Source organism: Streptomyces sp. S6 (assembly GCF_054880855.1).
Map to the genome: position 1 here is coordinate 1 of NZ_JBTYMC010000013.1, position 25,119 is coordinate 25,119.

Consider the following 25,119-nt stretch of genomic DNA (forward strand, 5'->3'; position numbering starts at 1 on the left):
CGGACCGGTGGGCGGCCTGTGCAGCGGGGTGTGACCGGGGCTGGTGCGGGTGCCGGTGCCGGGCGGCCGGCTACTCGGCCTCGGCCGACGGGGACCGGGCGTCGGCCCGCCAATCCCCGGTTGCTGCGGCAGCGGTTGTTCGTGTTCGTGGTGGTGACGTTGCTGGTGGCACTGGGGATCGGGCTCGTGCAGGCCTGTCAGGGGCCGGCTCGGGGGTTGCGGGGCGGCGGGGAGAGGGTTTTGTGGCAGGAGCAGGGGCGGGAGTGAGGTGGGGGCTGAAGGGGGCTGGGCGAGTGCGGGTCCGTTGTGGCTGGTCGCGCCCGCGCGGCGGTCGCCGCACATCAATACAGCCCCGCGCCCCTAAAAGACCTCGGGCGCGGATTCGTTGTGGCTGGTCGCACCCACGCGGCAGTCGCCGCAGACCGATACAACCCCTCGCCCTAAGGGCTACCGGTGCGGCACCCTTGCGGGTAGTCGCGCCTCGCGGCGGTCGCCGCACATCCGACACAGCCCCGCGCCCCTAAAAGACCTCGGGCGCGGATTCGTTGTGGCTGGTCGCACCCGCGCAGCGGTCGCCGCAGACCGATACAACCCCTCGCCTCCATACGGCTCGTCAAGTAGTAGTCATGGAGTCGGTCAACGACCGCACCGACATCGGCGCCATCTTCCGCTACCAGGCTTCGGGTGCGGTGCCGTTGTGGGTGGCTGGAATCCTTGTCACGCTTCCGGGCGGCCCGTTGCCACTGCGTAGAAGGCCACCGCTGCTGCTGCGCCTACGTTGAGGGAGTCCACTCCGTGGGACATCGGGATGCGGACCCAGTCGTCCGCTGCCATCAGGGCCTGGGTGGAGAGGCCGTCGCCTTCCGCGCCGAGCATCAGGGCTACGCGGTCCAATTTGTGGGGGGCTGCCTCGTCGAGGGGCTTTGCTTTTTCGTCCGGGGTCAGGGCCAGGAGGGTGAAGCCGGCTTCTCGTACCGCGTCGAGGTCTCTGGGCCAGGAGTCCAGGCGGGCGTAGGGGACGGAGAAGACGGCGCCCATGGAGACCTTGACGCTGCGGCGGTAGAGGGGGTCCGCGCAGTCGGGGGACAGGAGGACCGCGTCCATGCCTAGGGCTGCCGCCGAGCGGAAGATGGCGCCGATGTTGGTGTGGTCGTTGACCGACTCCATGACCACTACGCGGCGGGCCGTGTGGAGGAGGTCCTCGGCTGTCGGGAGGGGCTTGCGTTGCATCGACGCCAGGGCGCCTCTGTGGACGTGGTAGCCCGTCACGCGTTCGGCGAGGTCGGGGGTCACCGCGTAGACGGGGGCGGGGAGTTCGTCGATGACGTCGCGCATGACGTCGATCCACTTGGCGGACAGGAGCATCGAGCGCATCTCGTAGCCCGCCTCCTTGGCCCGGCGGATGACCTTCTCGCCCTCGGCGATGAAGAGGCCCTCGGCGGGCTCGCGTCTGCGGCGGAGTTCCACGTCGGTCAGGCCGGTGTAGTCGCGCAGGCGGGGGTCGTCGGGGTCTTCGACGGTGATGAGATCGGCCACAGAAGTGATACTGCCTTGTCCTGGGTGCGGTGCCAACGGCTCGGAACGAGTTGTGTTACCGGGGGTTACGCCACGGTGCGGGGGCCGACGGCGACGACCTCGCCGATGACGATCACGGCGGGGGGACGGACGTCCTGCGTACGGGCGGTCTCACCGACCGTCGCGAGCGTCGCGTCGACCCTGCGCTGTGCGGCCGTCGTGCCCTCCTGGACGAGAGCGACCGGGGTGTCGGGGGACTTGCCGTGGGCGATCAGCGTCTCGGCGATCCGGCCGATCTTGTCGACGCCCATGAGGACGACGAGGGTGCCGTTCAGCTTCGCGAGGGCCGACCAGTCGACGGTGGAGCGCTCGTCGTCCGGGGCGACGTGGCCGCTGACGACCGTGAACTCCTGGGCGACGCCCCGGTGCGTGACCGGGATGCCCGCCGCGCCGGGGACCGAGATGGAGCTGGAGATGCCGGGGACGACCGTGCAGGGGATGCCGGCCGCGGCGAGCGCCTGCACCTCCTCCATGCCTCGGCCGTACACGAAGGGGTCGCCGCCCTTGAGCCGGACGACCGACCTGCCCGCCCTCGCGTGTTCGATCAGCGCGTTGTTGATGGCCTCCTGGGCCATGTAGCGGCCGTACGGGAGCTTGGCCGCGTCGATCACCTCGACGTGCGGGGGGAGTTCCGCGAGGAGGTCCCTGGGGCCGAGGTGGTCGGCGATGACGACGTCCGCCTCGGCGAGGAGGCGGCGGCCTCGGACCGTGATGAGGTCGGGGTCGCCGGGGCCGCCGCCGACCAGGGCGACGCCGGGGGTGCGGGTGCGGTGGTGGGGGGCGACGAGGGTGCCGTCCCCGAGACCTGCGAGGACCGCGTCCCTGACGCGGGCCGTGTGGCGGGGGTCCCTGTTCTTCGCGTCCGTCGTGAGGACGGCGATGGTGACGCCCTCGCTGGTGCCGGTGGCCGGGGTCCAGGCGGTGGCCTGGTCGGCGTCGTCGGAGCGGACGCACCAGACGCGGTGCGTTTCCGCTTCCGCGGAGGCTCGGGTGTTGGTGTCGTCGTCGTCCGTGGCGATCAGGGCGTACCAGGCGGTGCTGAGGTCGCCGGGTTCGTATCGGCGCTTCTCCCAGGTGAGTTCGCCTGTCGTCGCCATCGCCTCCACCGAGGGGGTGGCTTCCGGGGAGATCAGGGTGATGTCGGCGCCCGCCGCGATCAGGGCCGGGAGGCGGCGTTGGGCCACCTGGCCGCCGCCGAGGACGACCACTCGGCGGCCGGTGAGGCGGAGGCCCACGGGGTACGGGGGGTGTTCGGCGGCCATGGGTGGGCTCCTGGGTGGGTGGTGGGGCTTTGACGTGCGGATTTTACGGGGTGGGTGGGAATCGGGGATAAGGGGTTCGGTGGGTGGGCGAGTGCGGGCCGGATGTGGCTGGTCGCGCAGTTCCCCGCGCCCCTAAAAGACTTCAGGTGCGGCGGCGCTGTGGCTGGTCGCGACCACGCGGCGGCAGCCGCATGTTCGATACCGCCCCGCGCCCCTGAAAGACTTCAGGTGCGGCACCGTTGTGGCTGGTCGCGACCACGCGGCGGCAGCCGCATGTTCGATACCGCCCCGCGCCTCTGAAGGACTACTGGTGCGGATTCGTTGTGGCTGGTCGCGCCCGCGCGGCGGTAGCCGTACATCAGGCACGTCCCCGCGCCTCTTGGGTAAGGAAAGAGGGCCTGCGTTTTTACAGGCCCCTCTCGCCGTTCCCCCCTACTTCTCCGTCACTCCCGCCGAGTCGAACGTCGCCACCTCGTGCATCGCCCTTGCCGTGCTCTGGACCAGTGGGAGGGCCAGGAGGGCGCCGGTGCCCTCGCCGAGCCTCAGGTCGAGGTCGACCAAGGGGCGGAGGCCCAGTTTGTTGAGGGCTGCTACGTGGCCCGGTTCTGCGCTGCGGTGGCCGGCGATGCAGGCGGCGAGGACTTCGGGGGCGATGGCTCGGGCGACCAAGGCTGCTGCGCCTGCGCTTACGCCGTCGAGGATGACGGGGGTGCGGAGGGAGGCGCCGCCGAGCAAGAGGCCGACCATTGCCGCGTGTTCGAAGCCGCCGAGGGCTGCGAGGACGCCGATGGGGTCTGCCGGGTCCGGCTGGTGGAAGTCCAGGGCCCTGCGGACCACGTCCGTTTTGCGGGCCAGGGTCTCGTCGTTGATGCCGGTGCCCCGGCCGGTGACCTCCGCGGGGTCGGCGCCGGTGAACGCCGAGATCAGGGCGGCGGACGCCGTGGTGTTCGCGATGCCCATCTCGCCCGTCAGGAGGGCCTTGTTGCCGGCGGCGACCAGGTCGCGGGCGGTTTCGATGCCGACCTCGATGGCCTGTTTGGCCTCCTCGCGGGTCATCGCGGGGCCGGTGGTCATGTCGGAGGTGCCGGCGCGGACCTTGCGGGGCAGGAGGCCGGGGGTCGCGGGGAGGTCGGTGGCGACACCGACGTCGATGACGCAGACCTCGGCGCCGACCTGGTTGGCGAACGCGTTGCAGACCGCGCCGCCGCCGAGGAAGTTCGCGACCATCTGGGCGGTCACCTCCTGGGGCCAGGGGGTGACACCCTGCGCGTGGACGCCGTGGTCGCCCGCGAAGATCGCGACGGCCGCGGGCTCCGGGATGGGGGGCGGACACTGCCGGGACAGGCCGGAGAGCTGGGCGGAGATGATCTCCAGCATGCCGAGTGCGCCCGCCGGCTTCGTCATCCGCTTCTGCCGCTCCCACGCCTCGCCGAGCGCCTTCGCGTCCAGCGGGCGGATACTGGCAACGGTCTCGGCGAGGAGGTCGTGCGGGTCCTCGCCGGGGAGGGCGCGGCGGCCGTACGTCTCCTCGTGGACGACCCACGACAGGGGGCGGCGCTTGGCCCAGCCGGCCTGGAGGAGTTCCGGCTCGGGCGGGAACTCGTCGACGTAGCCGACGCAGAGGTAGGCGACGACCTCCAGGTGTTCGGGCAGGCCGAGGGCGCGGACCATCTCGCGCTCGTCGAAGAAGCTGACCCAGCCGACGCCGAGGCCCTCCGCGCGGGCCGCGAGCCACAGGTTCTCGACCGCGAGGGCGGAGGAGTACGGGGCCATCTGCGGCTGGGTGTGGCGGCCGAGGGTGTGCCGGCCGCCGCGCGTGGGGTCGGCGGTGACGACGATGTTCACCGGGGTTTCGAGGATCGCCTCGATCTTCAGTTCCTTGAACTGCTTGGCGCGGCCCTTCGGCAGCGACTGCGCGTACGCGTCGCGCTGGCGCATCGCCAGGTCGTGCATCGACTGGCGGGTCTCCTGCGACCTGATGACGACGAAGTCCCAGGGCTGCGAGTGGCCCACGGACGGCGCGGTGTGTGCGGCCTCCAGGACGCGCAGGAGCACCTCGTGCGGGATGGGGTCGCCGCGGAAGCCGTTGCGGATGTCCCGGCGTTCACGCATGACCTTCAGGACGGCCTCGCGTTCCGCGTCGTCGTAGCCGGGGGCCGCCGGGCCGCTCTCCTCCGTCGTCGCCAGGTCGTCCGCGCTCTGGACGGTGCCGTCCTGCTCGTCGTCCTCGCGCTGCGCCGGGAGTGTCACCGGGGGGGTCGGGGCGAGGTGGGCGGGCGTCGGGACGTGTCCCTCCACGGCCACGAACTCGCCCACGGGGTGGGGGGGTTCGGGGGTGAGGGGGGTGGGGACAACCGTTTCCGCAGGGGTGGGGGCCGGGTCGTCCATCGGGGTCCGGGGTTCCGCTGGGGGCGTGGGGACGACCGTGGCTTCGGGAAGCGCCGATTCGGGGGCGGGCTCGGTGGGGGCGGACTGCTGGGCGGGGGGGTCGACGGGGGTCGGGGCTTCGGGGTGGGCCGGGGAGGGCTGGAGGGGCGGGGTGTCCGTTTGGGTCGGGGGCTCTGCCTGGGTGAGCGCCTCGGCTTGGGCGGGCGCCTCGGCTTGGGCCGGGACTTCAAGGTGGGCCAGGGCTTCATGGGCCGCGGCTTGAGGCTGGGGGGCCGGAGTCTCGGTCTGGGCCCCGGTCTTCGCCGCTGCGCGGGCCCGAGCGCGCCTGCCGGGGCGTGCCGGGGTCTGTTCGGGGGCGGGGGTCTCCGTCTGGGGCAGGGGTTCGGGATCGGCCGGGGTGGCGAGCTGTGCCTCGGGCTGTTCGGGGGCGGCCGTGTCTTCGGCTTGCTCCGCAGCGGGGGCCTCGGGCTGGGGGGACGTCTCCGGCTGGGCCTGCTCGGCGGGCTGTCCGGCGATGGGGGCCTGGGGTTCGGCCGACGCCTCGGGCTGGACCGGGGCGCTCGCCTCGGGCTCGGCCTGCGTCTCGGGCTGGGGCGGGGCACTGGCCTCGGGCTCGACCGGCGTCTCAGGCTGGATCGGCGCGCTGGCCTCGGACTCGTCCGGTGTACCGGGCTCGGTCTGCTCGGAGGCCGACGCCTCCGGTTGAACCGGCACGTCAGGCTGCCCGGCGGTAGAGACCTCGGCCTCTCCCGGCTCTTCCGTCTGAACGGCCGCTTCAGGCTGCTCGGCGACGGATGCTTCCGCCTCGGCCGGCGCCTCGGGCTGGACCGGCACTTCGGTGTGCCCAGCGGCAGGCGCCTCGACCGCACCCGGCGTCTCCGGAGCGGAGACCTCGGTCTGTTCGGCGGCGGCTTCCACCTCGTCCGGCGTCTCAGGCTGCCCGACTACCGGGTCCGCAGCCGCCTCGGCCGTCCCAGGTTGCACCGACTCCTCGGACTGGACCGGAACCTCACCCCCCGCCGGAGCGTCTGGTTGGCCAGCGCCGACGACCTCATCCTGAGCCGCGCCCTCGGCGTGCGCCGGGCTGTCGGACTGGACCGGCGCCTCGGACTGCCCCGGCGTCTCGGGCTGACCCCCTGCTTCAGGTTCAACCGGCGTTTCAGGCTGACCGGCCGCCTCGGGCAGGACCGACGCCTCAGACTGCCCCGGCATCTCGGACTGGACCGGCACCTCGGACTGCCCCGGCGTCTCGGGCTGGCCCCCTGCTTCAGGTTCAACCGGCGTTTCAGGCTGACCGGCCGCCTCGGACTGGACCGGCACCTCAGACTGCCCCGCTGCTTCGGGCCCGACCGGCGTTTCAGGCTGACCGGCCGCCTCAGGCTGAACCAGCGCCTCGGGCAGGACCAACGCCTCGGACTGCCCCAGCATCTCGGGCTGGACCCCTGCTTCGGGCCCGACCGGCGTCTCGGGCTGACCGGTCGCCTCAGATTGAACCGGCGCCTCAGGCTGATCGGCCGCCTCGGACTGAACCGGCACCTCAGGCTGACCTGCCGCCTCGGACTGATCGGCCGCCCCAGGCTGCCCCGCCGCCTCGGGCCCGACCGGCGTTTCAGGCTGAGCCGGTACCTCGGGCTGACCGGCCGCCCCGGACTGAACCGGCACCTCAGACTGGACCTCTGCTTGGGGCTGAGCCTCTGCTTCAGGCTGGACAGGCGCCTCAGGCTGATCGGCTGCCTCGGACTGAACCGGCACCTCAGGCTGAACCGGCACCTCGGGCCCACCCGCCGCCTCGGCCTCTACCAGCACCTCGGACTGACCAGCCACCTCGGACTGAACCGGCACCTCAGGCTGACCCACTGCCTCAGCCTGACCCACCACTCCGGGCTCGACCAACACCTCGGCCTCGACCAACACCTCGGGCTGACCAGCCGCCGCACCCTGAACCGGCGCCTCAGACTGACCGGCCGCCTCAGACTGACCCACTGCCTCAGACTGAACCAGGACCTCGGCCCCACCCGCCGCCCCGGCCTCGACCAGAACCTCGGACTGACCAGCCACCTCGGACTGAACCCGCGCCCCAGACTGATCGACTGCCTCAGACTGAACCGGCACCTCAGGCTGATCGGCTGCCTCAGACTGACCCACCGCCTCACCCTGAACCAGCACCTCGGCCCCACCCGCCGCCCCGGCCTCGACCAGAACCTCGGACTGACCAGCCACCTCGGACTGAACCCGCGCCCCAGACTGATCGACTGCCTCAGACTGAACCGGCACCTCAGGCTGATCGGCTGCCTCAGACTGACCCACCGCCTCACCCTGAACCAGCACCTCGGCCCCACCCGCCGCCCCGGCCTCGACCAGAACCTCGGACTGACCAGCCACCTCGGACTGAACCCGCGCCCCAGACTGATCGACTGCCTCCGGCTGACCCACCGCCTCAGCCTGAACCAGCACCTCAGACTGACCCGCTACCTCAACCTGAACCGGCACCGAAGTCTGACCCGCCGCATCAGACTCAACCGGCATCTCCGCCTGCCCCGCCACCTCAGGCCGGCTCACCGCCTCAGCCTGCCCCACCACTCCGGACTCGACCAACACCTCAGGCTGGACCGACACCTCAGCCTGCCCCTCCGCGACTCCCCCAGCCGAAGCAACCCCCTCAGCCTGAGCAAGCTCCGCTCCCCCGCCCTCGGTCACAACCTGGGCCGAAGCCACCGGCTGGGGTGCCGCCCCCCACGGGGTCGCCCCCTGCGGGGACGTCTGCGGGTGGGTGTCGGGGTGCTCGGGGCCGGTCGGCGTGAGGCGGGGCGCGTCGGCCGGGCCGCGGTCCGCTAGGGAGCGTACGGGGCTGGCGGAGGCGTCGGGGATGGGCGGGCCGAGGTGCAGGGGACGGCGGGGGGTGATCGGCGGGATGGGGGTGGTGGGAGCGGTCCTGCGGGGACGGCTCATCGCCGGCCTCCGCACGTCACCGAGATCGACGGAACCGGTGTCCCGCCCGCCGGACTCGTGCGATCCGGGCTCCTGCGGTCCGGGCTCGTGCCCGCCGACCGCTTCGGCACCGAGAGACTCAGCGCCGGCCGCGCCGACACCCACAGCCCCGACACCGACCGCGCCGACACCCACAGCCCCGACACCGACCGCGTCGACACCCACAGCCCCGACACCGGCCGCGTCAACGCCGACCTCGACACCAGCCCCGTCAACACCGCTCACCTGCTCGCCACCCACTGCCTGAACACCCGTTCCTCGTACATCGACCTGCGTGTCCGGGCCGTACGCCCAGCTCTCGGGGGCCCCCGCGTGGACGGTCTCCACGACCGGTTCCGGTGCGGGTGGGGCGACTTCGTTGCCCCAGGCGCTCTGGGCGCCGGGCAGGAGGAGGTCCTCGTCCTCGGCGGGGGTTTCCGAGAGGTAGTCGTAGGTGGTGGGTGTGGGAACGCCCGGCCGGCTCACCGTGCCTGCGTTCTCCGGCAGCCCCTCGCCCGGGATCTGGCCGGTGTCGGTCATGCGTACCCCTCGCCCATCGGTTAGTGCTCCTACGACCAGCTCATCCGGAACGGCGCACCGACCGCCCCGCATGGAGAACGAGCCTGCGCGCCCAGCGGCACGAACGACCCGCCCGAAAAAGCGACAAAGCCATTCAGTGGCATTGTCCCGGTCATGGTCGTGTCGCGACAGGTTGCCCCGCGACCCCCCGCTGTGGACTGCGCCACGTTGCGCGGCCCTCCGGTTCGTGTCGTACCGCACGTGTCCAAAGCGGACGCGCTTTCCGGACATTGGCTGATGAACTGCCGGGTGCCGGAAAGCGGTACGACGATCGGCCAGCCTACCGCGCGCGGTACGACAACAGGATCACTGCCCGCGATCCGGAAGCACCCCGCTGAGCAGGAACGCGACGCTGCGCCGGCGCTCCGTCCAGGCCTTGGTGTCGAGTTGGACGGACTGGAGGAGGGAGCACTCGACGTGGTACCCGTGCTCGGTCAGGTCGCGGCCGACGCGTTCGGCGGCGTCGCGGGTGAGGGCGTGGGTGACGATGCGTTCGGGGCGCCGGTCGGCGACGGCGGAGACGACGGCGGGGCCGCCTCCGCCGACGCGGACGACGTCGGGTTCGGGGAGGTTCTCCAGGACGTGGGGCGCCGAGCCCCGGACGATCTGGAGCTGGACGCCGAGGTGCCGGGCGGTCGCGTCGGTGCGGGCGCAGGCGTCGATGTCCCGGTCGACGGCGAGGACGGCGGCGCCGGTGCGGGCGGCCTCCGTCGCGAAGGCGCCGGTGCCGCAGCCGATGTCCCACACGAGGTCGCCCACGCGCGGTCCCAGGCGGGCGAGTTGGGCCGTCCTCAGGAGCTGGGACTCGCCCTCGCCTCGGCCGTCGGCGTACGCGTGTCCGCGGGGGCCGGTGGCGGGGTCGCGGCCCAGGAGCCACTCCCCCTGGCCGCGCGTCGTGACCGGGCCGCCGATGGCGATGACGACGTTGGGGTCGCGCCAGTCGCGGTCGGCGGCCTTGTCGGACGACAGGACGCTCACCCGCTCGCGTTCGGTGCCGAGTTCCTCGCAGACGACGAACGTGCGGTGCACGCCTTCCAGGAGGAGGCCGAGTTCGGCGGGGCCCGCGCCCGGTGAGGTGAGGACGGCGACCTTGGTGTGGGCGCGGCAGACGTTCACCGCGCGGCGCAGGGTGCGGCGGTGGGCGACGACCACCTGTGCGTCGTCCCACGGCATGCCCGCGCGGGCGAAGGCGGCGGCGACCGAGGAGACGCCGGGGACGACCTCGACCTCCAGGCCGAACTCGGGTGCGCGCAGGGTCCGTACGACGCCGAAGAAGCCGGGGTCGCCGTCGGCGAGGACGACGGCCGTGCCCCGGTGGTGGCCGGCGATCCGGGGGGCGGCGAGGGCGACGCTGCCGAGGAGGATGCGTTCGGCGCCGGGTGGCACCTCGGGGAGCGCGAGGTGGTGGGGGGCACCGGCGACGAGGGTGGCGGCGGAGAGGGCGGAGCGCGCCGTCGCGTTCAGGGGCGAGCCGTCCCAGCCGATCACCGTGACGCGGTCGGCCATCGTCGTCAGTCTCCCGGGGATTCACGCAGGCAGCGGGTTCCGTGAGGGTACCTGGTCGGGCCGTGCGCGGTGTGCGGCGGCTGTCAGTTCCAGTCCGCGTACGGCGCGTACCCGCCGCTTTCCGCGAGGGAGTCGGCCGTGCCGTCGAGATCCTCGGGGAGGAGGCTCCAGATGATGTGGTCGGTGCGGGCCTCGGTCCAGGTGCCGTCCTCGGCGCGGACTCTGACTATGGAGGCGCCGCGCAGGACGCCTTCGCTGATGCAGCCGATCCGCTGGGTCACCTGCTGGGAGGCCGAGTTGTCGGCCGCCGTGCGGAGTTCGATGCGTTCCATGCCCTGGGCGGTGAAGAGCCACTGGGCGGTGGCGAGGGCGGCTTCGGAGGCGTAGCCCTCGCCTCGGGCCCAGGGGGCGATGATGTAGGACATCTCGGTGGAGCGGACGTGCCAGTTGGTCTTGGTCAGCTGGAGCACGCCGACGATGCGCTGGGTGAGGAACTCGGTGACGGCGAGGTCGAGTCCGCGTCCGGCGGCGCGTTCGGCGGGGGCGTACTCGGTGATCCAGCGCCGGGCGTCGGTCTCGGTGAAGGGGTACGGGACGGACGTCCAGGCGATGACCTGTTCGTCGCCTGCCATCTCGGTCAGCGCCGGGACGTCGTCCTCGTCGAGGGGGCGCAGCACCAACCGCTCCGTGCTGATGGAGATGGTGGGGAAGGTGCTCGTCATTGCGCCGCTCCGTAACCTTCGTAGAGAGCCTTGCGGGCTCTCCGCTGAACTGCCCAGCATGCAGTATGCGGGCCGGGCGGCACACCACAGGGTCAGCCGGAGGTCACCGGCAGGACCGAGCCCTGGTACTTGTCCTTGAGGAACCGGTGCACTTCGGGCGAGGTCAGCAGCTCGGCGAGTTTCCGTACGCGTGGGTCCTTCTCGTTGCCGCGTTTGACGGCGAGGAGGTTGGCATAGGGGTTGTTCTTCGCGGACTCCAGGTAGATGGCGTCCTCGGCCGGCTTGAGGCCCGCGTCCTGGGCGTAGTTGTTGTTGATGACGGCGACGGTCACGTCGTCGAGGGAGCGGGGCAGTTGGGCCGGCTCCAGCTCCTTGACGACGAGTTTCCTCGGGTTGGCGGTGATGTCCGCCGGGGACGCCGTCGTGCCCGCTCCCGCCTTGAGGGTGATGAGCCCTGCCGCGGCGAGGAGTTTGAGGGCGCGGCCCTCGTTGGTGGTCTCGTTGGGGACGGCGACGGTGGCTCCGTCGGCGAGCTTCGCGAGGTCCTTGATCTTCTTGGAGTAGACGCCCATGGGCGGCAGGTAGGCGTTGACGACGGGGACGAGGTCGGTGCCCTTGGACTTGTTGAACTCGTCGAGGAACGGCTTGTTCTGGTACAGGTTGGCGTCCAGCGTGCCTTCCTGGAGCGCGGTGTTCGGCAGGACGTAGTCCGTGAACTCCTTGATCTCCAGCTTGAGTCCGGCTTTCGCGGCGAGGTTGTCCTTGATGTAGGCGAGGACTTCCCCGGCGGGTACGGCGGTGGCGCCGACGACGAGGGTGTCGTCGTCCTTCTTGGCGCCGTCACCGCCGGAGCCGCACGCGGTGAGGCCGAGGGCCAGTGCCGTCACCGTCACAACTGTCTTGCGCAGCATGGTTGTTCTCCCCCGCGTCCGCGGCTCAGAAGGACGGGATGACGGAGCCCTGGTACTTGTCCTCGATGAACTTCTTGACCTCGGGCGAGGTGAGGAGCTTGGCGAGCTTGACGACACGCGGGTCCTTCTCGTTGCCCTCCTTCACGGCGAGGAAGTTGCCGTACGGGCTGCCCTTGGCGGACTCCAGGACGACCGCGTCCTTGGCGGGCTTGAGGCCGGCCGCGATGGCGTAGTTGCCGTTGACGACGGCCGCGTCGACGTCGTCCAGGGAGCGCGCGGTCTGGGCCGCCTCGACCTCCTTGAACTTGAGGTCCTTGGGGTTCTTGGTGATGTCCTGCGGGGTCGCCTCGCTGCCGGCGCCGTCCTTGAGGGTGATGAGCCCGTTCGCGGCGAGCAGCTTCAGGGAACGCGCCTCGTTCACCGCGTCGTTGGGGATGGCGATCGTCGCGCCGCTCTTCAACTCGTCGGCCTTCTTGACCTTCTTGGAGTAGAGGCCGAGCGGCTCCAGGTGGACCGTGACGACGGGCACGATGTGCGTGCCGCGCTTCTTGTTGAAGTCGTCGAGGTACGGCTGGTTCTGGAAGTAGTTGGCACCCACCGAGCCGTCCTCGGTCGCGGTGTTCGGGACGATGTAGTCCTGGAACTCCTTGACCTCCAGGTCGAGTCCGGCCTTCTTCGCCAGGTTGTCCTTGACGAAGTTGAGGATCTCGGCGTGCGGGACGGGGCTCGCGGCGACGACGAGCGGGCCGCTGTAGTCCTTGGACGAGGAGGCGTTGTCCTTGTCCGCACCGCAGGCGCTGAGCGCGAAGGTGAGCGCTCCGGCGGCGAGGACGGCGGTGGTGAGTTTGGCGGTGTTACGCACGAAAAGTGCCTTTCCTGAGGGTGTGACGATCCCGCGAAGGGTGGTTGCGGGAGATTTGAGGGTGTCGTCAGGCGGTCTTGGTCTTCAGCAGCCGCAGCTTCGGCGCCGGGCCCGAGCGTCCGCCCCGGCGGTGCAGCGAGCGGGCCGCGTAGTCGCCGGCGAACTGGATGACGGAGATGACGACGGCCAGGATGAGGACGGTGATCCACATCAGCTCGGTCTCGAACCGCTGATAGCCGTAGCGGATGGCGATGTCACCGAGCCCGCCCGCACCGACCGTCCCGGCCATCGCCGAGTACCCGATGAGGGCGACGACCGTGGTCGTCGTCGACGCGATGAGCGAGGGCAGCGACTCGGGGACGAGGACCTTGCGGACGATCGTCCAGGTGTTGCCGCCCATCGACTGGACGGCCTCCACGAGCCCGCCGTCCACCTCGCGGACAGCCGTCTCGACGAGGCGGGCGAAGAACGGGATGGCGCCGATCGCGAGCGGCACGATCGCGGCCTCGCGGCCGATGGTCGTCCCCGTGATGGTGCGGGTGAAGTTCATCAGCGCGACCATCAGGATGATGAACGGCATCGAGCGGGCGACGTTCACGATCTGGCCGATGACCTTGTTCGCGACGACGTTCTGGAGCAGTCCGCCCCGGTCCGTGAGGACGAGGAGGAGGCCGAGCGGGAGACCGCCGACGACGGCGATGAGGGTGGACCAGCCGACCATGTACAGCGTGTCCCAACACGCCTGGGACAGCAGGGGCTGCATCTCGGACCAGGTCACTGGGCACCGTCCTTCACCAGCACGGGCTCCTGGCCCACTACGTCGATCTGAAGCCCTTGTTCACGCAGGAACCCGATGGGCACCACGTTGTCCTCGTACCGGCCGGGCAGTTCGATGCGCATCCGGCCGACCTGGAGGCCGCCGACGGTGTCGATGGCCGCGCCCAGGATCGAGATGTCGATGTTGTAGGTCCGCGAGAGCTGCGAGACGACCGGCTGGGTGGCGGCCTCGCCGTGGAAGGTGACGTCGACGACGGTCCGCTCGGCGCCGGTCCGCTCGCCGCTCACCGGGAAGAGCGCGGCGGCGAGTTCGGAGCCCGGGGTGGCGAGGAGCTCGCTGACCGTGCCGGACTCGACGATCCGGCCGTTCTCCATCAGTGCGGCGGAGTCGCAGATCGACTTCACGACGTCCATCTCGTGCGTGATGAGCAGGACCGTCAGGCCGAGTTGGCGATTCAGGTCGCGCAGGAGCTGGAGGATCGAGCGGGTGGTCTCCGGGTCGAGGGCGCTGGTCGCCTCGTCGGACAGGAGGACCTTGGGGTCGCCGGCGAGGGCGCGGGCGATGCCGACGCGCTGTTTCTGACCGCCGGAGAGCTGGGCGGGGTACGCCTTGGCCTTGTCGGCGAGGCCGACCAGGTCGAGGAGTTCGAGGGCCTTCGCGGAACGGGCCTTGCCGTTGATCCCGAGGATTTCCAGGGGGAGTTCGACGTTGTCCTGGACGGTCCGGGAGGAGAGCAGGTTGAAGTGCTGGAAGACCATGCCGATGCGGCTGCGGGCCCGGCGCAGTTCCCTGCCCGCGCGGGGGCCGCGTCCCGCGAGGGCGGTGAGGTCCTGGCCGTCGACGGTCACCGTCCCGGCGGTAGGGCGCTCCAGGAGGTTGACGCAGCGGATCAGCGAGGACTTTCCGGCGCCGGACTGGCCGATGACGCCGTACACCTCGCCCTCGCGGACGTGCAGATCGACGCCGTCGAGGGCGAGGACCTCGCGGCCTCGGGTGCGGTAGACCTTGCTCAGGCCCGTTGTGGTGATCACTGGGGGGTTCCGTCGCTGTCGAGTACGGGGCGTGGGTGTGCCCCGGTACGGGAGGGGGGCGGGCGCGCGCGGTCCCGTAGGGCTGATTCCGTACGGGGTGGGACGCGGCGGCGCGGCTCGCTTCAGGGGCGCGAGCGCAGGGGGGTGGAGTGGGGGCCCTCTAGAAGGCGCGCATTCGACACAGACAGCGAGCACCGGGCGTCATGGTCGCCTCGGTCGCAAGGGTGCGGCTGCTCGTCGTGGTCATGCGATCAGTAAAGCAGACGTATGGTGCCGACCGGGAGCCCTTTGTCCGTATGCTGGACAGACGTGGACACTTCCTGAGCGAGCCCGGGCTCGGGGGGCCGATACCGGCGTAATAGGGTCGGCGCATGCTTGTTGCCCTGACCGTGGTGACGTCCGTCGCCGCGCTGCTGCTCGCCGCGTGGTGCGGCTGGGCGGCGTACCGTGACCAGCCGACCAAGGACTGGCACTTCATCGGGATGGCCGTGGTGGCGGTGCTGGCGGTCGTCCAGCTCGTCGTCGGGGTCGTCCAGCTCGCGCGGGGTGAGAAGCCGGAGCAGGGGACGACGATCTTCGTCGCGTATCTGCTGGGGGCCTTCGCGTGCGTGCCGACGGCGGCGTTCATGTCGCTGGCCGAGCGGACGCGGTGGGGGTCGGTGACGGTCGCGGCGAGTGGCGTCGTGCTGGCGGTGCTGGAGGTGCGGCTCTATGACATCTGGGGAAGCTGAATCGCTGCGCGGGCGGCGGCTCATCAGTGGACCGGGGATGCTGCTCGTCTGGTTCTACGGGGTGATGGTCGTCGGGGCCGTGTCCCGGGCCACCTATCAGATCGCCACCGAGTTCGACCGGGCGCCGCTGGCGTACTCGCTGTCCGCCGTCGCCGGAGTGGTGTACGGGTTCATCACGTACTCGCTGGTGCGGGGCGGGGAGGCCTCGCGCAAGGCGGCGCAGGTGTGCTGCGCCGCCGAACTCGCGGGTGTGCTGGTCGTCGGGACGTGGACGCTGGTGGAGCCGTCCGCGTTTCCGGATGCGACCGTGTGGTCGGACTACGGGATGGAGTACGTGTTCATCCCGGTGCTGCTGCCGTTGTCGGCCTTGCGCTGGCTGCGGAAAGCGCCTGATCAGAGCAGTGGCTGAGGTTCACCCTCACGCCGTTTTGACGTATTCCCCCGCCGGTTTCTCCAGCACGATCATCGGGACGCCGTCCGCTCCCTCCGACGTGCCCACCGTCTCGTAGCCCACCTTTTTGTACAGCCTCAGGTTGCCCTCGCTGCGGTGGCCCGTGTGGAGGCGGAACCTCTTCGCGCCCCGTTCCTCCGCCAGGGCCGCTTCCGCCGCTCGCAAGAGCCTCGCTCCGATGCCGTGGCCCTGGAGGCGGGGGTGGACGCAGAGTTTGCCGATGGAGGCGGCGCCGTCGTCGGTGATGTGGCCCCGGACGGAGCCGACCACCTCTTCGCCGAGGCGGGCGACGAAGACACAGTCGGTGGTCAGCTCCTCGCGGACGGAGTCCAGGGACTGGACGAGCGGGTCGATCCGATAGTTGCCGTACAGGGCGGCCTCACTCTGGAAACACAGGTACTGAAGCCTGAAGATCTGCTCGGCATCCTGCTCGGTGGCACCCGAGATGGTCACGCTCATGCCCATGTGCGCACGCCTCCCGCTCATCTGATCGTCGGTGGTTCTCCACTCCTATCCCCGCGCTCCCCGGGCCGCAACCTCCCGGACACCCAGTGGTCCCTGTGACATACCTGACGTCGACAGGTTTACGTCAGGAGTTGCGGAACTCCTCGCGGGCCAGCACACCGGTGTCGGCGTTGTCGGTGAAGACCCCGTCGATGCCGGTCGCGAAGTACGTGCGGAACGCGCCGAAGGCGTCCCCGTACCCGTCCGCGTCCGTGCCCTTGCGGTACTCGGCCGGCAGGAAGGGGTTCTCGTTGCGCATCGTGTAGGGGTGCAGGATCAGGCCCGCCTTGTGGGCGTCGCGCACCAGCGTCGTCGGCTGGGTGAGCCTGCCGTCCGCGTCCCTCGGGATGATCAGGTTGAGCGTCGGGCCGATGCCCTGCGCATACCCGGCGATCTCCTTGAGGCCCTTCGGGGTGATCAGGTCGTCGACCGTGCGGGGGTCGCCGGACTCGACGAAGTCCCAGGGGCGGGTGCCGGCCGCGTCGAGGAGGACGACGAGGGGGTTGGCGACGAGCTTGTTCAGGCGCTGGATGCTGGTCGGCTCGAAGGACTGGAGGATGACCGGCGAGTTCGCCTTGTCCTTGCCGTACTTGCGCAGCAGCTTGGCGACCCGCTCCTCAAGGCCGAGACCCTGCCCCCGGAAGTAGGTGGGGTGCTTGGTCTCGGGATAGATCCACACCTGCTTGCCGCGCCGGCGCGTCTGCTCGTCCTGCCACTTGAGGACCTCCTCGAAGGTGGGGATCTCCCAGCGGCCGTCGTACAGCGTGTTGTGCGGGCGGTTGGCCGGGATGCGCTCGACCGCGCGCAGCCGCTTCAGCTCCGCGAGCGTGAAGTCCTCGGTGAACCAGCCGGTGACGGAGACGCCGTCCAGGACTTTCGTGCGCTTGCGGTCCTTGAACTCGGCGTGCGAGGCGACGTCCGTCGTCCCGCCGATCTCCGGCTCGTGGCGGCAGACGACGTGACCGTCCTTGGTGGGGACGAGGTCGCCCGCCTCGACGATGTCGGCGCCCATGTCGAGGGCGAGCTGGTAGGAGCCGAAGGTGTGCTCCGGGCGGTAGCCGCTGGCACCCCGGTGACCGATGATCGTCGGGACCGGCAGGCTCTTGAGGCCACCGCCGTGTCCGTACGTACGGCCCGCCGCGCTCGCGGTGCCGGAGGCGCCCACGACCGCCCCCGTCGCGCCCAGCATCGCCGCACCCAGCAGTGCGCGCCGTCCCGTGCCCCGCGTGCCCTCGTCCTGCGTCGCCATGGACTCTCCCCATTCGTCGTCGGCTCGTACGTGCGGGGTGATCGTAGGGGCGTGAACATGACCAGCGGGAGAACACGAACAGGTTTCACAGCCGACCCGCAGGTAAACCCGTGTCAACTCTGCGTAAGACCTCGGTGTCCCGATGTGCGTCACCCGGGTAGCCGAGAGTAACGTGCCTAGCTGCACGGACTTATACACAATCCCTTGACACCGGAGGGCCCGTTGTCCCGCTTCTCGTTCCTCAAGGCAACCCTCGGACCGGTCATGCGCCTGTGGTTCCGTCCGCAGGTGGAGGGGATCGAGAACATCCCGGGCGACGGGCCCGTCATCCTCGCGGGGAACCACCTCACGTTCATCGACTCGCTGATCATGCCGGTGGTCTGTCACCGGCAGGTGTTCTTCATCGGGAAGGACGAGTACGTCACCGGGACGTCGCTCAAGGGGCGGATCATGGCGTGGTTCTTCACCGGGTCCGGCATGATCCCGGTCGACCGGGACGGGGGGCGTGGGGGTGTCGCCGCGCTCATGACCGGGCGGCGGGTGCTGGAAGAGGGCAAGGTGTTCGGGATCTACCCCGAGGGGACGCGGTCGCCCGACGGGCGGCTGTACCGGGGGCGGACCGGGATCGCCCGGCTGACGCTGATGACCGGGGCGCCTGTCGTGCCGTTCGCGATGATCGGGACGGACAAGTTGCAGCCGGGCGGTGCGGGGATTCCTCGGCCGGGGAAGGTGACGGTCCGGTTCGGGGAGGCGATGGAGTTCTCGCGGTACGAGGGGATGGACCGGGATCGGTATGTGCTGCGGGCGGTGACCGATTCCGTGATGGCTGAGGTGATGCGGTTGTCCGGGCAGGAGTATGTGGACATTTACGCGACCAAGGCGAAGGCCGCGTAAGGGAGCCTAATCGCCGTAGGGGGTTCTGTTGGGGGGCGGGGAACAGGCGCGTTGTGGTTGTTCGCGCAGTTCCCCGCGCCCCTATTAGGCCAACTTGCGTCCGCGGAGTAGGAACCAAGCCGCCACTGAAGCCGCCAGGAGTACCACCGCTCCCACTCCCGCCGCCGCCGACAAGCCGTCGATGAACGCTTCTCTCGCTGACGTCAGCAGTGCCTCCGCCGCGTGTTCCGGGAGTGCTGCCGCCGACTCCACCGCGCCGCCCAGCGACTCGTGGGCCGCCTGCGGTGTACCCGCCGGGGACTCGAAGCCTCGGTAGACGCCGGTCACGATCGAGCCCAGGGCCGCGATGCCCAACGCCGCGCCCAGTTCGTACGCCGTCTCCGACACTGCCGAGGCCGAGCCCGCCTGCTCCTTGGGGACCGACGACAGGATGACGTCCGCCGTGACCGTGAAGGAGAAGCCGGCGCCGAGGCCGACGACCAGGAGGGCGGCGCCGAGGACGGGGTAACCCGTCGAGGTGTGGAGCTGGGTCAGGACCGCGAGGGCGATGCCTATCGCCGCCAGGCCGCCCGAGACGACCAGGCGGACCGAGTAGCGGCGGGCCGCCCGGCCTGCCAGGAGGCCCGCCGCCACCGCGCCGATCGCTGCCGGGAGTTCGGCGAGCCCCGCCTCCAACGGGCGGCGTTCCTGGACTAGTTGGAAGTACTGGGAGAGGAAGAAGACCAGGCCGGAGAGGCCGAGGACGGTCAGGAGGTCGGCCAGGACCGCGCCGCTGAAGCCCCGGTTGCGGAACAGCTTCATGTCCAGCAGGGGGACGGGCAGGGCGAGTTGGCGGCGGACGAAGCCGTAGAGGGCGACGGCGCCGAGGACACCGACGGTCAGCGCGACCGGGGTGAAGCCGTGGGCGGCGGCCTCCTTCACGCCGTACACGACCGCGACCATGCCGACGAGGGAGAGCAGCACGCTCGGGAGGTCCCAGGGACCGGGGTTCGGGTTGCGGGACTCCGGCAGGAGCTTCGCGCCGATGACGACGAGGGCGGCCATCACCGGGAGGTTGATGAGGAAGACCGAACCCCACCAGAAGTGTTCGAGGAGGAAACCGCCGACGATCGGGCCGATCGCCGTACCGGCGGAGGCAGTCGCTCCCCAGATGCCGACGGCGAGGCTGCGCTCGCGGGGGTCGGGGAAGAGGTTGCGGATCAGCGCGAGAGTCGCGGGCATGAGGGTCGCGCCGGCGACGCCGAGGAGCGCGCGGGCCGCGATCATCAACTCCGGTGTCGTGGCATACGCGTTGAGGATCGATATGAGGCCGAACGCGGTCGCGCCGACGAGCAGGATGCGCTTGCGGCCGATGCGGTCGCCGAGGCTGCCCATCGAGACGAGCAGGCCGGCGATGACGAACGAGTAGACGTCGCCGATCCACAGCAACTGCGTGCCGGACGGCTTGAGGTCCTCGCTGATGTACGGGGTCGCGAGGCCGAGGACGGTGGCGTCCACGGCCACCAGCAGCACGGCGAGCACGAGGACGGAGAGCCCGAGCCAGCGGCCCGGACGCTTCGTCACCTCGGTCGTACCCGTCGTCTGCACGGTGCTGGTCATGATTCCTCTCTCCTTAGCGCACCGCCGAGCATCAGCTCGACGGTCATGTGGTGGAAGTCCCGGGGGGCGCCCTTTCCGCACTGGACGAGCCAGACGGCGGAGCCGAGCAGGCCGTAGAGGGCCTCGGTGAGCCAGACCGGGCTCAGGTCGATCCTGAACTCGCCGGCCAGTTGGCCGCGTCTGAACAGCGCCTCGACCCGTTCGTCGATCCGCGCCCAGCCCTCGTTGACGCTGCCGTCCTCGAAGAGCTGGTTCTCCGTGTAGAGGAAGGCGATCAGCGCGGCGGACGGTTCGAATTCGCGGACCAGACGGCGGACGGCGTCCTGTGCCGTCCCCTCGTCGAGCCGTGCCGCGTCGAGTGCGCTTTCGCACTCCTCGATGCCGAACGCCTCCAGGGCGCGGATCAGCGCGTCCCGGCCCGCGAAGTGGCGGTGCAGGGTGGCGCGGCTGATGCCCGCCGCTTTCGCCACCTCGTCCATCGTGGCGGTGGCTTTGCGGGTCAGCAGGGCTGCGGCGGTGCGCAGCACGTGGTCACGGTCGACGGCCATGAGACGACCATAACCCACGTGAGACATGTTTGTCTCATGCAGGGCGTGGCCGTCTCAGGACTTCCGGCTAGGGGTGAGTCAGTGCCAGGGCAGGGAGGCGCGGGTCGCCCAGTACGCCGCCGGGGTCTCCGCGAGCGCCGCGAGGGCGGCCCGCTGGGTGTCGTCCAAGGTGATCGTCTCGGCCTTCAGGTTGGCCGTGAGCTGGGCGGTCGTCGCCGCGCCGGAGAGGGCCAGGCCCGTCCAGGGCTGGTGGAGGATCCAGGCCAGGGCGATCGCGTCCGGGCCGACTCCGGTGTCCTCGGCGATCTGCCGGACGGCGGGCGGGGCCGTGTCGCCCGCGAGACGGCCGTTCGCCATGCCCTCCTTCACGATCACCGTGAGGCCGGCGGCGTGCGCCTCCGCGAGCGCCGGTGCCGCCGAGGTCTCCAGGGCGTTGTACGTCGACTGGACCGTGCTGAACAGGGGCTCTCCGTCGACCGTGATCTCCAGCGCCGCCCTGATCGCGTCCGCCTGGGCGGGGCCGCTGGTGGAGAAGCCGACGGGGGTGCCGTCCTCTGCGAGGCGGGCGTGCAGGGCCTTGTCCGTCAGGGCGGGGCTGTCCGGGGTGACCGAGTGGATCTGGTAGACGTCCAGCCGGTCGCCGAGCAGTTCCGCCGTCTCGGCGCGCTGTCGGTCGTACGTCGCGAGGGTGTGGTCCTTGACCTCGTGCTTCTCGGCGTCCGTCGTCCAGCCGGCCGTGTACGTGTAGCCCCATTTGCTGCCGACGGCCACGTCGTCGACGTCCGGGTTCGCGCGCAGCCACTCCGCGAGGAACTCCTCCGACCTGCCGTACGAGCGGGCCGCGTCCAGGTAGCGGATGCCTGCCGTGTGGGCCGCCGTGAGAAGTTCGTGCGTGCGGGTGCGGAGGGCGTCGACCGTTCGGTCCTGCCCCAGGTCACGGTCCCGGCCGAGGTTGATGTACCCGGGACGGCCCACTGCTGCCAGGCCGAGACCGAGACGGGGGGTGGGCAGGGCGGAGAGACGCATGGGGGGTCCTGTTCGCAGGGGGTGCTTTACCCCGCCAACGTAACCCGGGGGTCAGCGGGGGACCTCCCGGCTGTCCTCCAGGGCTCTGCGGGCGTACGTCACGTAGTGGGCGAAGACCTCGGGGTGGGTGGCGCGGGTGATGTCGAGGACCGGGGCGTCCGGGTCCGCGAGTGCGAGGTAGCTCGTGGGGAGTTGCTGGGTGTAGCGGACGGTCATCCGGCCGGGGACGTCGAGGGGCCCGTGGGTTGAGGTGGGATGGTCCTCGCCCCCGCCGCCCCTACCCGTCCCATCCTTGAGGGGCTGCGCCCCTTCGACCCCCTTCGCCTCAGGAGGCGGGGACCTACTCGGTGGCGAGTGTGGGTTGGCTTTGGCTGGCCACGCCCACGCGGCGATGCCGTCGCGGGCGTCCAGGACCGTCGTCAACTCCCGTAGGAATCCCTCGCGTTCGGCGTCCCTGAGGAACAGCTCGTAGCAGAAGAGGACGGCTACTCCCGCTGCCGCGAAGAGGGCGAGCGCGACGCGGAATCTGTGGAGCAGTCGATGATCCCCCATGGTTTCCCCCGCCTCCCTGTCTGCCTGGGGAGGCGGGGGGTCACTCGATGTGGGCTACTTCTTCTTGGCGTCGGCCCACTCGTGCTGCCGTGCCACGTCCGCCTTCAGTTCTCCCAGTTGGACAGCCACCGCGCTCGGGGCCGTGCCGCCTCGGCCGTTGCGGGAGGCGAGGGCGCCGGGGACGTTGAGGACGGTGCGGACCTCGGGGGTGAGGTGGGGGGAGATTTTGGCGAACTCGTCGTCCGTCAGGTCGTTCAGTTCCTTGGACTGGGATTCGGCGACCTTGACGCATTCGCCCGCCACCTCGTGGGCCACGCGGAAAGGGACGCCCTGCTTCACCAGCCACTCGGCGATGTCCGTGGCCAACGAGAAGCCGGCGGGGGCGAGTTCTTCCATGCGGTCGCGGTGGACCGTGAGGGTGGCGATCATGCCGGTGAACGCGGGGAGGAGGACTTCGAGTTGGTCGCAGGAGTCGAAGACCGGCTCCTTGTCCTCCTGCAAGTCGCGGTTGTACGCCAGCGGGAGGGCCTTCAGAGTCGCCAGCAGGCCCGTCAGGTTGCCGATCAGGCGGCCCGACTTGCCGCGCGCCAGCTCCGCGATGTCCGGGTTCTTCTTCTGCGGCATGATCGACGAGCCCGTGGAGAACGCGTCGTGGAGGGTGACGAAGGAGAACTCCTTCGTGTTCCAGATGATGATCTCCTCGGCGATCCGGGACAGGTTGATCCCGATCATCGCGGTGACGAAGGCGAACTCGGCGACGAAGTCACGGGAGGCCGTGCCGTCGATGGAGTTGCCGACGCTGCCGCCCTCGAAACCGAGGTCGGCGGCGACCGACTCGGGGTCGAGACCGAGGCTGCTGCCCGCGAGCGCGCCGGAGCCGTACGGGGAGACGGCCGTACGGTCGTCCCACTGCCGCAGGCGTTCCGCGTCGCGGGCCAGCGGCTGGACGTGGGCCAGCAAGTGGTGGGCGAACAGCACCGGTTGGGCGTGCTGGAGGTGCGTGCGGCCCGGCATCGCGACGTCCGGGTGGGCCTGTGCGAGGCCGATCAGCGCGTCCTGGAGGTCGGCGACGAGGCCGCCGATGATCCGGGCGTGGTCGCGCAGGTACATCCGGAAGAGGGTGGCGACCTGGTCGTTGCGGGAGCGTCCGGCGCGGAGCTTGCCGCCGAGATCGGGGCCGAGGCGCTCCAGCAGGCCGCGTTCCAGGGCGGTGTGGACGTCCTCGTCCGCGATCGTGCCGACGAAGGAGCCGTCGGCGACGTCCGCCTCCAGCTGGTCCAACCCGGCGATCATGCGGGTGAGTTCGTCCTCGGTGAGGAGGCCCGCCTTGTGCAGCACGCGCGCGTGGGCGCGGGAGCCGGCGATGTCGTAGGGCGCGAGCCGCCAGTCGAAGTGGACGGACGCGGACAGCTTCGCCAGGGCCTCGGCGGGACCGTCGGCGAAACGGCCGCCCCAGAGCCGTACGTCACCGCTGTTGCTGCTCACTGCACTTGCTCCTCAAAGCTGATGATGTGCCACCGCCTCCCCAACGCGTGCGTGTGGGGAGGCGGTTGTCACGCTATCGGTTACGCGAGGTCCCGCTTGGCCGCGATCTTCGACGACAGGCTGTAGATGTCGATGAAGCCCTTGGCTGCGGCCTGGTCGAAGCTGTCGCCCGTGTCGTACGTGGCCAGGTTGAAGTCGTACAGGGACGTGTCCGAGCGACGGCCCGTGACGACCGCGCGGCCACCGTGGAGGGTCATCCGGATGTCGCCGTTGACGTGCTGGTTGGCCTCGTCGATGAAGCCGTCCAGGGCGCGCTTGAGCGGGGAGAACCACTGGCCGTCGTAGACCAGTTCGCCCCAGCGCTGCTCGACCTGCCGCTTGTAGCGGGCGAGTTCACGCTCGACGGTGACGTTCTCCAGCTCCTGGTGGGCCGTGATGAGCGCGATCGCGCCCGGGGCCTCGTACACCTCGCGGGACTTGATGCCGACGAGACGGTCCTCGACCATGTCGATCCGGCCGATGCCCTGGGCGCCGGCGCGCTCGTTGAGCTGCTGGATGGCCTGGAGGACGGTGACGGGCTTGCCGTCGATGGCGACCGGGACGCCCGCCTTGAAGGTGATGACCACCTCGTCGGCGTCACGGGCGACGGCCGGGTTCTGCGTGTACTCGTAGATGTCCTCGATCGGGGCGTTCCAGATGTCCTCCAGGAAGCCCGTCTCGACCGCGCGTCCGAAGACGTTCTGGTCGATGGAGTAGGGGGACTTCTTGGTGGTCGCGATCGGGAGGTTCTTCTGCTCGCAGAACGCGATCGCCTTGTCACGGGTCATCGCGTAGTCACGGACCGGGGCGATGCACTTGAGGTCGGGGGCGAGGGCGACGATGCCGGCCTCGAAGCGGACCTGGTCGTTGCCCTTGCCGGTGCAGCCGTGGGCGACGGTGGTGGCGCCGTGCTTCTGGGCGGCGGCGACGAGGTGCTTGACGATCGTCGGCCGCGACAGCGCGGAGACCAGCGGGTAGCGGTCCATGTAGAGGGCGTTGGCCTTGATCGCGGGGAGGCAGTACTCCTCGGCGAACTCGTCCTTCGCGTCGGCCACCTCGGCCTCGACCGCGCCGCACGCGAGGGCGCGCTTGCGGATGACGTCCAGGTCTTCGCCGCCCTGGCCGACGTCGACCGCGACGGCGATGACCTCGGCGCCCGTCTCCTCGGCGATCCAGCCGATGGCGACGGAGGTGTCCAATCCGCCTGAGTAGGCGAGTACGACGCGCTCGGTCACGGGTTTCTCCTCACAGTGCATTCGCTGACATGCATGAGTATGCAGAACTCTGCATGGTTCGTCAATCCGGGGTTCGCGGCAGGTGACGGCGTTCACTTTCCCGACCCGCCTGTGAAGATCCCTTGGCCGACGTTTGGGGTGGGGTTGAACAACGTCAACCGCTTGCCCGTACTTCACGGCGAACGCAACGGCGCCGCGTTTGACCCACCACTCCTGACCCAAGTG

General features: G+C 70.4%; 22 protein-coding genes and 1 pseudogene. 6 read left to right on the plus strand and 17 right to left on the minus strand.

All coding sequences use genetic code 11. The annotated features are described in order from the left end of the window. Positions 1-267 (plus strand): annotated as a pseudogene (locus ACVNF4_RS03355) (serine/threonine protein kinase); the annotation flags it as partial. Between the two features lie 450 nt (positions 268-717). Here the strand turns inward: ACVNF4_RS03355 and ACVNF4_RS03360 are convergent. From ACVNF4_RS03360 to cobT, 3 genes are all read right to left on the minus strand, one after another. Continuing rightward, positions 718-1,536: a TrmH family RNA methyltransferase gene (locus ACVNF4_RS03360; RefSeq protein WP_461801125.1), complete on the minus strand. Its 819-nt coding sequence runs from the start codon at positions 1,534-1,536 to the stop codon at positions 718-720. A gap of 65 nt (positions 1,537-1,601) precedes the next feature. Then, positions 1,602-2,837 carry a uroporphyrinogen-III C-methyltransferase gene (cobA, locus tag ACVNF4_RS03365; RefSeq protein ID WP_461801126.1) on the minus strand — a complete coding sequence of 412 codons (1,236 nt, stop codon included), beginning with the start codon at positions 2,835-2,837 and terminating at the stop codon, positions 1,602-1,604. A 432-nt stretch (positions 2,838-3,269) separates the two neighbouring features. Further along, positions 3,270-5,939: a nicotinate-nucleotide--dimethylbenzimidazole phosphoribosyltransferase gene (gene cobT, locus ACVNF4_RS03370; RefSeq protein WP_461801127.1), complete on the minus strand. Its 2,670-nt coding sequence runs from the start codon at positions 5,937-5,939 to the stop codon at positions 3,270-3,272. On the opposite strand from cobT, the gene ACVNF4_RS03375 reads away from it, so the two are divergent. Further along, positions 5,928-8,060 carry a hypothetical protein gene (locus ACVNF4_RS03375; RefSeq protein ID WP_461801128.1) on the plus strand — a complete coding sequence of 711 codons (2,133 nt, stop codon included), beginning with the start codon at positions 5,928-5,930 and terminating at the stop codon, positions 8,058-8,060. The two genes, cobT and ACVNF4_RS03375, sit on opposite strands and share 12 nt — an antisense overlap. Positions 8,061-8,231: 171 nt before the next feature. Beyond that, positions 8,232-8,756 carry a hypothetical protein gene (locus ACVNF4_RS03380; protein ID WP_461801129.1) on the plus strand — a complete coding sequence of 175 codons (525 nt, stop codon included), beginning with the start codon at positions 8,232-8,234 and terminating at the stop codon, positions 8,754-8,756. 321 nt (positions 8,757-9,077) lie between these two features. Here the strand turns inward: ACVNF4_RS03380 and cbiE are convergent, their stop codons facing one another. The 6 genes from cbiE to ACVNF4_RS03410 form a co-directional block, all read right to left on the minus strand. Then, positions 9,078-10,277 carry a precorrin-6y C5,15-methyltransferase (decarboxylating) subunit CbiE gene (cbiE, locus tag ACVNF4_RS03385; protein ID WP_461801130.1) on the minus strand — a complete coding sequence of 400 codons (1,200 nt, stop codon included), beginning with the start codon at positions 10,275-10,277 and terminating at the stop codon, positions 9,078-9,080. An 83-nt stretch (positions 10,278-10,360) separates the two neighbouring features. Beyond that, on the minus strand, positions 10,361-10,999 hold the full coding sequence (locus ACVNF4_RS03390) for a GNAT family N-acetyltransferase (protein WP_461801131.1): 639 nt from the start codon (positions 10,997-10,999) through the stop codon (positions 10,361-10,363). A 92-nt stretch (positions 11,000-11,091) separates the two neighbouring features. Next, on the minus strand, positions 11,092-11,910 hold the full coding sequence (locus ACVNF4_RS03395) for a MetQ/NlpA family ABC transporter substrate-binding protein (RefSeq protein WP_461801132.1): 819 nt from the start codon (positions 11,908-11,910) through the stop codon (positions 11,092-11,094). Positions 11,911-11,935: 25 nt separating this feature from the next. Then, complete coding sequence (locus ACVNF4_RS03400; RefSeq protein ID WP_461801133.1) at positions 11,936-12,772, minus strand: MetQ/NlpA family ABC transporter substrate-binding protein; 837 nt, start codon at positions 12,770-12,772, stop codon at positions 11,936-11,938. Positions 12,773-12,839: 67 nt separating this feature from the next. Next, positions 12,840-13,550, minus strand: coding sequence for a methionine ABC transporter permease (locus ACVNF4_RS03405; RefSeq protein WP_461801134.1), 711 nt, complete (start codon positions 13,548-13,550; stop codon positions 12,840-12,842). Further along, positions 13,547-14,581, minus strand: a complete 1,035-nt coding sequence (locus ACVNF4_RS03410) for a methionine ABC transporter ATP-binding protein (protein WP_461801135.1) — start codon at positions 14,579-14,581, stop codon at positions 13,547-13,549. The genes ACVNF4_RS03405 and ACVNF4_RS03410 overlap by 4 nt, the downstream gene beginning before the upstream one ends. Before the next feature lie 371 nt (positions 14,582-14,952). Here ACVNF4_RS03410 and ACVNF4_RS03415 point away from each other — a divergent pair, with 371 nt between their 5' ends. Together ACVNF4_RS03415 and ACVNF4_RS03420 are read left to right on the plus strand one after the other, a co-directional pair. Further along, on the plus strand, positions 14,953-15,312 hold the full coding sequence (locus tag ACVNF4_RS03415; protein ID WP_461801136.1) for a hypothetical protein: 360 nt from the start codon (positions 14,953-14,955) through the stop codon (positions 15,310-15,312). Next, positions 15,293-15,721 carry a hypothetical protein gene (locus ACVNF4_RS03420; protein WP_461801137.1) on the plus strand — a complete coding sequence of 143 codons (429 nt, stop codon included), beginning with the start codon at positions 15,293-15,295 and terminating at the stop codon, positions 15,719-15,721. The genes ACVNF4_RS03415 and ACVNF4_RS03420 overlap by 20 nt, the downstream gene beginning before the upstream one ends. A 9-nt stretch (positions 15,722-15,730) precedes the next feature. On the opposite strand, the gene ACVNF4_RS03425 is transcribed toward ACVNF4_RS03420, so the two are convergent. After that, entirely contained in the window at positions 15,731-16,228 is a 498-nt protein-coding gene (locus tag ACVNF4_RS03425) for a GNAT family N-acetyltransferase (protein WP_461801166.1), read from the minus strand. Positions 16,229-16,352: 124 nt separating this feature from the next. Next, positions 16,353-17,516, minus strand: a complete 1,164-nt coding sequence (locus tag ACVNF4_RS03430) for a glycerophosphodiester phosphodiesterase (protein WP_461801138.1) — start codon at positions 17,514-17,516, stop codon at positions 16,353-16,355. Positions 17,517-17,720: 204 nt separating this feature from the next. Between ACVNF4_RS03430 and ACVNF4_RS03435 the strand changes: the two genes are divergently transcribed. Further along, positions 17,721-18,410, plus strand: coding sequence for a lysophospholipid acyltransferase family protein (locus ACVNF4_RS03435; protein WP_461801139.1), 690 nt, complete (start codon positions 17,721-17,723; stop codon positions 18,408-18,410). Positions 18,411-18,494: 84 nt separating this feature from the next. Here ACVNF4_RS03435 and ACVNF4_RS03440 read toward each other — a convergent pair whose 3' ends face one another. The 6 genes from ACVNF4_RS03440 to ACVNF4_RS03465 all read right to left on the minus strand — a co-directional run bounded on the left by ACVNF4_RS03440 (position 18,495) and on the right by ACVNF4_RS03465 (position 24,894). Continuing rightward, positions 18,495-20,009, minus strand: coding sequence for an MFS transporter (locus ACVNF4_RS03440; RefSeq protein ID WP_461801140.1), 1,515 nt, complete (start codon positions 20,007-20,009; stop codon positions 18,495-18,497). After that, positions 20,006-20,557 carry a TetR/AcrR family transcriptional regulator gene (locus ACVNF4_RS03445; RefSeq protein WP_461801141.1) on the minus strand — a complete coding sequence of 184 codons (552 nt, stop codon included), beginning with the start codon at positions 20,555-20,557 and terminating at the stop codon, positions 20,006-20,008. Before ACVNF4_RS03445 ends, ACVNF4_RS03440 begins: the two co-directional genes overlap by 4 nt. 78 nt (positions 20,558-20,635) lie before the next feature. Further along, complete coding sequence (locus ACVNF4_RS03450; RefSeq protein WP_461801142.1) at positions 20,636-21,583, minus strand: aldo/keto reductase; 948 nt, start codon at positions 21,581-21,583, stop codon at positions 20,636-20,638. A 51-nt stretch (positions 21,584-21,634) separates the two neighbouring features. Further along, positions 21,635-22,135, minus strand: coding sequence for a hypothetical protein (locus tag ACVNF4_RS03455; protein WP_461801143.1), 501 nt, complete (start codon positions 22,133-22,135; stop codon positions 21,635-21,637). Between the two features lie 54 nt (positions 22,136-22,189). Further along, positions 22,190-23,620, minus strand: coding sequence for an argininosuccinate lyase (argH, locus tag ACVNF4_RS03460; protein WP_461801144.1), 1,431 nt, complete (start codon positions 23,618-23,620; stop codon positions 22,190-22,192). A gap of 80 nt (positions 23,621-23,700) precedes the next feature. Then, positions 23,701-24,894, minus strand: a complete 1,194-nt coding sequence (locus ACVNF4_RS03465; protein ID WP_461801145.1) for an argininosuccinate synthase — start codon at positions 24,892-24,894, stop codon at positions 23,701-23,703. Positions 24,895-25,119 lie beyond the last annotated feature (225 nt).